General features: G+C 51.9%; 8 protein-coding genes. 7 read left to right on the top strand and 1 reads right to left on the bottom strand.

Annotated features, from left to right (window positions below; translation table 11 throughout):
* The 7 genes from QCH34_RS03630 to QCH34_RS03600 form a co-directional block, all read left to right on the top strand.
* The coding region (locus QCH34_RS03630; RefSeq protein ID WP_300330250.1) for a NifB/NifX family molybdenum-iron cluster-binding protein at positions 1-270 on the top strand (270 nt) is incomplete at its 5' end.
* Between the two features lie 10 nt (positions 271-280).
* Positions 281-1,132 carry an ATP-binding protein gene (locus QCH34_RS03625; protein WP_300330248.1) on the top strand — a complete coding sequence of 284 codons (852 nt, stop codon included), beginning with the start codon at positions 281-283 and terminating at the stop codon, positions 1,130-1,132.
* Positions 1,129-1,998, top strand: a complete 870-nt coding sequence (locus QCH34_RS03620) for an ATP-binding protein (RefSeq protein WP_300330245.1) — start codon at positions 1,129-1,131, stop codon at positions 1,996-1,998. Before QCH34_RS03625 ends, QCH34_RS03620 begins: the two co-directional genes overlap by 4 nt.
* Complete coding sequence (locus QCH34_RS03615; protein WP_300330239.1) at positions 1,995-2,363, top strand: DUF134 domain-containing protein; 369 nt, start codon at positions 1,995-1,997, stop codon at positions 2,361-2,363. Before QCH34_RS03620 ends, QCH34_RS03615 begins: the two co-directional genes overlap by 4 nt.
* Before the next feature lie 93 nt (positions 2,364-2,456).
* Positions 2,457-4,655: a tetratricopeptide repeat protein gene (locus QCH34_RS03610; protein ID WP_300330235.1), complete on the top strand. Its 2,199-nt coding sequence runs from the start codon at positions 2,457-2,459 to the stop codon at positions 4,653-4,655.
* Between the two features lie 75 nt (positions 4,656-4,730).
* Positions 4,731-6,806: an ABC transporter substrate-binding protein gene (locus QCH34_RS03605; RefSeq protein ID WP_300330232.1), complete on the top strand. Its 2,076-nt coding sequence runs from the start codon at positions 4,731-4,733 to the stop codon at positions 6,804-6,806.
* A gap of 66 nt (positions 6,807-6,872) precedes the next feature.
* Complete coding sequence (locus QCH34_RS03600) at positions 6,873-7,217, top strand: hypothetical protein (protein WP_300330228.1); 345 nt, start codon at positions 6,873-6,875, stop codon at positions 7,215-7,217.
* Positions 7,218-7,222: 5 nt separating this feature from the next.
* Here the strand turns inward: QCH34_RS03600 and QCH34_RS03595 are convergent, their stop codons facing one another.
* Complete coding sequence (locus tag QCH34_RS03595) at positions 7,223-7,567, bottom strand: DUF2769 domain-containing protein (RefSeq protein ID WP_300330225.1); 345 nt, start codon at positions 7,565-7,567, stop codon at positions 7,223-7,225.
* Between the last annotated feature and the right edge of the window lie 34 nt (positions 7,568-7,601).

The following is a 7,601-nucleotide window of genomic DNA, read 5'->3' as shown; positions in this document are numbered from 1 at the left end:
GCTCCATACTTCATCATTCTTAACCTGAAGACAGGTGCAGTTGAATCGGTTCCAAATGCTTTTGCAGAGGCTTCTGGCGGCGTTGGTCCACGGGCAGTTTCAATTGTAGTCGATCATGGAGCACAGTATCTCATAACCGGGCAGATGGGGGGCAATGCCGCTGAGGCGCTTGTAGCGAGTGGGATTAAAGCTTATTCCTACCGCGGCGGCGGCACGGTTGCTGATGCAGTGAAGGCATTTCTTGCAGGAAATCTCCCCTCAATCTCCTGATCCTTTGCTTATGAAGATCGCAATTGCAAGCGGAAAAGGAGGAACCGGTAAGAGCACAGTGGTGGCCAATCTTGCCTTTTCACTTGCAGAGAGGCAACCCTTAGCCGTTGTCGACTGCGATGTTGAGGAGCCGAACCTCCACCTCTTCTTTCCTTCACCATCAGAGGATCTGCCGGTAATGGTACAGATCCCTGAAATTGATACAACACGATGCACACACTGTGGAGCATGCGGTGAGTTCTGCCGCTATGGTGCGCTGACCATCTTCAAGGATCGCCACCTCTTTCTTCCCGAGCTCTGCCACTCGTGCGGAGGATGTGAGATTGTCTGTCCGGTTGGAGCCATCAATGAAATTGGGAGGCAGATTGGAATCGTACAGATACGAAAACCCACATCTGGACTCACCCTGATTACCGGCGTATTACAGGAAGGAGAAGTACAGGCGCCACCTGTTATCAGGATGGCAAAAGATCAGGCAGAAGGACATCCGCTCATCCTCTACGATGCTTCACCGGGAATTGCATGCCCTGTGATCGAAACACTTGATGGCGTGGATTTTTGCATATTTGTCACCGAACCAACTCCGTTTGGCATCCATGATCTCACACTTGCGTTAGGTGTTACAAAGGAGCTTGGGATTCCTTCCGGTGTTGTGATAAACCGCAGTGATGGAGATGATGGTATTGTCAGGGATTTCTGCGCAGAACATTCACTTCCAGTCCTTATGACAATACCATTTGACCGGACAATAGCTGCCATCCAGAACAAAGGCAACCTTATCGCACGCGAACTTCCGGAGTGGAGAGAGCGGTTCATCGAACTCTTCAATTCGGTGAAAAGGGTGGGGAAGGGATTACAATGATCAGGATTGCAGTGATCAGTGGGAAAGGGGGAACAGGGAAGACGATGGTCACCTGTGCACTCGCAGATACCAATACCCGAAAACAGGTGCTGGCAGACTGCGATGTTGATGCAGCCAACCTCGAACTCCTCCTCTCACCCACACGGCTCACCACTGAGCCGTTTGCCGGTCTTGATGTTGCACGAATCGATCCCGATCGCTGTTTGGGATGTGGAGTCTGTGTCAACACCTGTGCCTTCGGCGCTATCAAAATGGACGACGATCGGGCAGAAGTGAGCCCCCTCCATTGCGAGGGGTGCGGCCTCTGCTGTTTCGTCTGTCCGGAAGGTGCTGCGGTGATGGAAAGGAGGGTCTGCGGCGAGATCTACACCTCTTCAACAGCATATGGACCGCTCGTCCATGCCCGGCTCTTCCCCGGATCAGGCACATCCGGACTCCTCGTCCATGAAGTAAAGAAAAGGGCACTCACTATCGATCCATCTGCCGAGGTACTCCTCGTCGACGGCCCACCAGGGATCGGCTGTCCCCTTATCTCCACGATCAGCGGGATGAATGCAGTACTGATCGTCACTGAGCCGAGCGTTTCCGCCCTCCATGACTGCAAACGCCTGGTGACCGTCTGCCGCCGGTTTAACCTATCCATCCTCCTGCTGATTAACCGGTTTGACCTCCTTGATGAGATCACCCGCGAGATCGAGTCATATGCAGACGAAGAGGGAATCGGAATTGTTGGGAAAATTCCCTTTGACGCTGCTGTTGTCAAAGCGGTCAGGCAGGGCATCCCGATCACAAGAGCCGATAGTCCGGCATCGAAAGCCATCTCCGGAGTCTGGGAACAGATTAGATTCAAACTTGATATGCCATGACACCAGAACAGGACAGAAGAGGATGCTGCGGAAAGCGGCGTGGACGGCCACGGGTTGCCCGGATGATCGATGATGAGGGGCAATTCAGATGTTTTGCACCCCTCTGCGGAGACCAGACAATCCAGGAAGAGCAGATCCTCCTGCTGCCGGAAGAGCTGGAGGTGTTGAGGCTTGTCGATCTCGTTGGCCTCGAACAGGAGGCTGCAGCCGCTACCCTTGGCATCTCACGAAAGACCCTCTGGCGTGATCTCCATGAAGCACGGAGAAAAGTTGCCGATGCACTCGTCTATGGAAAGACCATCCGTGTGCTTGGCTGTCTGCGTCAGGATGCAGCAGACTGTCCTCCATATCATCAGTCTGAGTGAAGACGGCATAATCCCCTCAGATACTTTTTTCTGAACTATTTCTTCACCCATCTGGTGGAGAGAGTGATATAGCTGTATAACTAACTCTGATACATGGAACAGGCCGGAGGCATTGGAGAGGTATTCCCGGATTATTTTGTGATACAAGAGGAGATCAGATCGAAAAAGCCGGATGAGGCTGAGTCACTGTTTGGGGAGATCCTGCTTCAGACCATCTTCCTCAGGAGGGTGGAGACCGATCCCGCATTCCGATGGAGTATCTGCATCAGAATCTCTTCAGATGAAATATTATCTGAGATGCTGCGCCGGACCATCACCCGTCTCCTCACTGGATCAGAAGAGAACAGAGAAGAGGGCCTTCTCCGTCTACGAATGATGGAACAGAACCCGGATGCCATCTGCATGCTCTTTGCAGAGGAGACCGGCCTTCCGCTTCACTACTGGCAGACGAAGAGAGCCGGATTGTTGTATCAGACAATTTCATTCCCAACTGCACTCCAGACCTCACCTCCTGAAAGGCCAAAACTCCTCCACCCGATGGATCAGGCAATCATAACCTCCTTCAGAGATGAGGCGGACGCTGGTGTCAACATAATAGATCCCGAAGATCCATCATTCCCTGGAAGAATCACAGACGCCATTACTTCCATAGCCTGCCACTCCTTCCTCATATTATCTTATGAAGAGAGGCTCTCCATTCTGAACAGGCGATATCCGGAAGATGGGTGGGAGCCGCTCATCTCTGCGCTGATGATCTTCGAGCCGTCTGCAGAGGCATTGCTTGTTGGAGCACGGCATTGTGCTGCAACACATCAAATTGTTGCTGCACGGAGCCTGTATTCCCTTGCATGCAGCCGTGCAGAGGAGCAAAAAATCAGACAGCTCAGTTACCGTGAGATGGGACTTCTATCCCGGAACATCGGTGAGCATGAACGTGCATTCTCAGAGTTCCAGTCTGCACTCGAAGCCGCCCGTGAGAGAGGGGAAGACGCCCGATCATTTCAGGATGAGCTGATCTACCTCTGTGAAGCCGCCGAGAAGCTTGGCTTATCAGCAGAGGGGGATACCATCTTCGATCGCCTCATCTCGATCGCCCGGGATAGGGAGGGTGAAGAGCGGGTGCACCTGCTCATGCAGATAGCCACATCATGCCGGCGATCGGGATGGTTTGATCGCGAATATGCCCTTATTGAAGATCTTATCGGGGAGGAGGAATGCAGCGATGCAGCCTTTGCACGATTGGATACCCTGAACCGGGCAATGAGAGGAGATGGAACACTTGATTCTGCCCTCCTCGCCGATCTGGAAGCAGGAGCAGAAGCAGAATATACTACTCTCCGCGGCATCCTCGCTTTCGGCGCATTCCAGTTCGATGACGCCCTTACCTGGTTCAATGCCTCGGTCTCCATTCAGAACAGCCCCGAAACCCGACTCTGGAGAGCGAGGGCTGCATGGTATGCCAATAAACCACCCATAGATATACGCTCTGACAAGAATGATCAGATCGAAACACAAATCATCTCAGGATTGCTCAGGGGGGAGAAGATTGGGAATCTTGTCAGATTGATCCCCGGCGGGGGAGAAGATGAGGGATATGATGCCATCCTCGTCCTCCTTGAAGGGATGAGAGGGAGATCTATTTCGGAGTCTGTCAACACAGTCACCGGGGATCTCCTGAACCTGCCTGTGCCACAGGAAGAGAGAGCACGGCTGCTCAGGATACTGGCAAAAGTGCTCTCAGAATGTGGCATCCCCGATGCAGTACCAGTCTTCCGAAAAGCGCTCAGGATAACGACATCAAAAGAGGCGCGTGCCGGTATCCTCTCTGAGATCGGATACTGGTATGAAACCCGTGGCCAGCCAAAGAAGGCAGCGGAGGCATATATGCGTGCAGTCGCACTTCACCAGGAGTTTCCCGGAGGATGGGCAGGGGTTGCCAGGGCTTATGCACAGCAGGGAGAATATGATAGCGCAATGGAGGCGATAAGCACCGCCATCCGGTACCTTCCCGATAGGGAAGAGTATCGGATGATCCAAAACCTGCTCCATAACCGGATCAAAACTGATGGACTTGAACCTCAATTACAGGAACAGATTGATGCCATTGATCGCAGTCTGTTTACCTGGAGTGGGGCTGTACCCTCATCAATTGCAGGGCGGTACCTGGCAGTGATCAAAACCGAAGCTGCCACCCGGGAAGAGCCTGTTCGTTCCTCGTGGGCACCGGAAATGATGGCGGCAGAAGAGGTGCTCACCATACGAAACAGCGCAATTCAAGCGTTACTGAGTTGAGAGAGAGGAGTAGATCAAGGATGAGTACTGGAAGATTCCGGCTATCCCACCGCCCATGATTGGATGTGAAGAGAGATGAAACGGCTCATCACAGTAATCGCAATTGCCCTCGCCATCTACATCATGATGGCCTTTATCGGAATCCCTGCAGGAGAGGAAGAGCCTGTGGAGTCGGCGGAACACGCACCCCGGGCACTGAACATCCTCGCAATTCTGCCGTTGAGCGGGGATGATATGGATCTTGGAATGGCACAGCAGTATGGTATCAGCCGGGGAACGATACAGCCGCGGGATCAGCCGATTAACCTCCATATAGAGGATTCACGCGGTGACCCGGACCATGCAGTGGCGATCCTCAGAGAGCGGAGGAACACAATTGCCATTCATGCACTCATCATATCAGGAAGCGACTGCGTTCTGGCAACAGCTCCCTATGCCGAGGAATGGGGCATCCCGATTGCTTCAATAGCCGCCCCAATACAACCCGGAGTGGAGAGAAGCAGAAGCAGGATCAGTTTTACACCGCCAATAGCAACAGAGATTGATGCAATCGCTCCATTCATCTCTGATTACTCTGATATCGCCTTTATTTACCCGGATACCGGGGAAGGAAGGGAGATGGCAGAGCAGATACGAAGCATTCCAAACCTGCGGAATCTCCGGCTGATCGAGTATACACAGGAGCAGAAAGATTATTCAGATCTGATGCGCTCACTCCGGGTAAACCCCCCTGAGATCTTCATCATCTATGGTAAGACGCAGGTTCCGGCAATCATCTCTGCAATCAGAAGCCGGGGAGAACATCCGATCATCCTCGTCTGGGAACGCGGTAGTGTCATACTGCTGGAGGAGGCTCCTGATCTGGCAGAAGGAGTCTTTGTCCTTGCCCCGGTAACCAATGCAGCACATCCCGTTTTTTCTGGGATGGATGAACAGCCATTTAGTATGGCGCCAGGTATCGTAGCTGAATCATTTGATGCGGCGCATACCCTTTCAACATCAATCACAACATGCGGAGGGGATATGGAGTGCATAGCAGGCTGGTTCTGGAACCGGAGCCATTTGGGCGCACTCGGGACTATCCAATTCAATGAGAAGAGAGAGGCTGGTTATCAGTATGAGATCCGCCAGATCCGGAGAGGCGAGTCAGAAACCGTCGGGATGATCACTGCACCCAGTAAGATCGTCTATATTCGTGTCATTACCGGCTCAGGGGAAGGCTGGTTTGTTGATGAGGTGAAGAAGGGAGCAGATACCGCACTCACGGTGATCAATGAAGAGACGAACATTGAGCTTCCGCTTGCCACAAGTAACGGCATTCCTTCTCTCTTTGACGCTCGCGTCGGGGTACTCTATGATTTCGAAGCTATCCCGAAGGGAGCTGAGATTATTGGAACGATCACCACCACACCTGATGGAAAAACAAGTATCTCAGGTGGAGGCGCAGATCCTGAGAGAGTAATCGGGATCGACAATGAAGCATATATCAGCCTCTGCTATGATATCCTCGATGAAAAGCAAAATGCAGATGGAAAGAAGCGTTCAATTGTCCTCTTCTCCAGCCAGCCAGACGATCCCCTCATCGGGATCGTCCGCACAACCGCAGAATCACGCGGATACCAGATTGGAGCCGATAGTATCTATGAGAACAGTACCGGAATAGGTTCTGCAATAGATTCAATCATGAGAGAAAGCCCGGATACCCCCCTTTTTGTTTCTGCCAGCTCACCCGATGAGGCGATTCTGATTCAAAGCTATATACGGAGAGCAGAGTATTCCCCTGAGATGATCTTTACACTCGGAGATGCCTGGAAATCGGCATCATTCATCAGGGGAGCAGGGATCTTTTCAGAAGGGATCATTGCCGGATCCGTTTACAAGAGAGAGAGTATCAATCAGTTCCAGGCAATCCGTGGCGTCAACACCCTCATGGTCAGGCAGACCGGACAGGAGACAAACGACATCACTGCCCGTGCTTTCACCGGCATCATGATGATCGCAGATGGTGCCGAAAGGGCAGACAATAGAGATCCTTCAACCATCCACACTGCAATCCTTACAGCTCCCATGAAACCCGAATATGGAGCTCTTTATGATGGAGGCACACATATCATACAGATGAGAAACGGCGTATACAGGACCATCCTGTGACCGGAAACAGAGATGCAATACTGAAAAACAGCAGGCAATTACGGTGATGAAGGGGAGAGAATATCCATGCCACGTGAACTGACACCCTATGACATAGACATACTGAGAAAACTTGCACCCGAATGTGAAGACTTAATCTGCAATGGTTCAAGAACCGAGTTCCGATCCATTATCCCACCGGTTGCCAACCACTACTCAACAGATGAGAAGGATTTTGAAAGCCGCGTAAACCGCCTCACAGATACAGAGCTCGAGTACCTGATCGAACAGATGCGAACAGGAAGCGAGAGTGTCGGCTGCATCCCACCGTTCTTCTTCTCAATACTCCTTGACATTGTCACAGAGCGCCTGTCAAAGAGAGCCGGACAGGAACTCCTCTCTATCTATGAAAATGATGAAGGGTGTGGATAAGAGGCTCAATAGACCTCTTCGCGCATCTCAAGAACCGAGAGAATCCTTTGCTGCTGTTCGGTTCCCCGGGTGCAGAAGAATTCCTTCTCAAACCCGACGTCCCGATAGATGGAACAATCAGGGCATCTGCATCCACTACTCTCATCGGTGATGCATCCCTCCCTGCTCTTCCCGATTGTGCAGAATGCACGATCGCCTGCTTTCTCAGCACATTTACGGTATGTCGGACAGGCTGGACAGATGCAGTGTTCTTTTCGTGTCAGAATAATCCCTGCCCTCTCAGCCGGACTCAGGACAAGAGGATGATCTGTGACAAGAGCCAGATACTTTTCAAATTTGGTTATATCCATAACAGGAATCCCTCATCTACCAAGGGGAATCTAA

Source organism: Methanocalculus sp., from assembly GCF_029762515.1.
Classification (GTDB): Archaea; Halobacteriota; Methanomicrobia; order Methanomicrobiales; family Methanocorpusculaceae; genus Methanocalculus.
The sequence above is the reverse complement of the archived record's forward strand: the minus strand, read 5'-3'. Positions and strand labels throughout refer to the sequence as shown.

Excerpts from the sequence above, each read along its gene's own strand:
- QCH34_RS03625 (WP_300330248.1), top strand. The coding sequence starts at position 281 with ATGAAGATCGCAATTGCAAGCGGAAAAGGAGGAACCGGTAAGAGCACA.
- QCH34_RS03600 (WP_300330228.1), top strand. The coding sequence starts at position 6,873 with ATGCCACGTGAACTGACACCCTATGACATAGACATACTGAGAAAACTT.
- QCH34_RS03605 (WP_300330232.1), top strand. The coding sequence starts at position 4,731 with ATGAAACGGCTCATCACAGTAATCGCAATTGCCCTCGCCATCTACATC.
- QCH34_RS03615 (WP_300330239.1), top strand. The coding sequence starts at position 1,995 with ATGACACCAGAACAGGACAGAAGAGGATGCTGCGGAAAGCGGCGTGGA.
- QCH34_RS03610 (WP_300330235.1), top strand. The coding sequence starts at position 2,457 with ATGGAACAGGCCGGAGGCATTGGAGAGGTATTCCCGGATTATTTTGTG.
- QCH34_RS03595 (WP_300330225.1), bottom strand. The coding sequence starts at position 7,567 with ATGGATATAACCAAATTTGAAAAGTATCTGGCTCTTGTCACAGATCAT.
- QCH34_RS03620 (WP_300330245.1), top strand. The coding sequence starts at position 1,129 with ATGATCAGGATTGCAGTGATCAGTGGGAAAGGGGGAACAGGGAAGACG.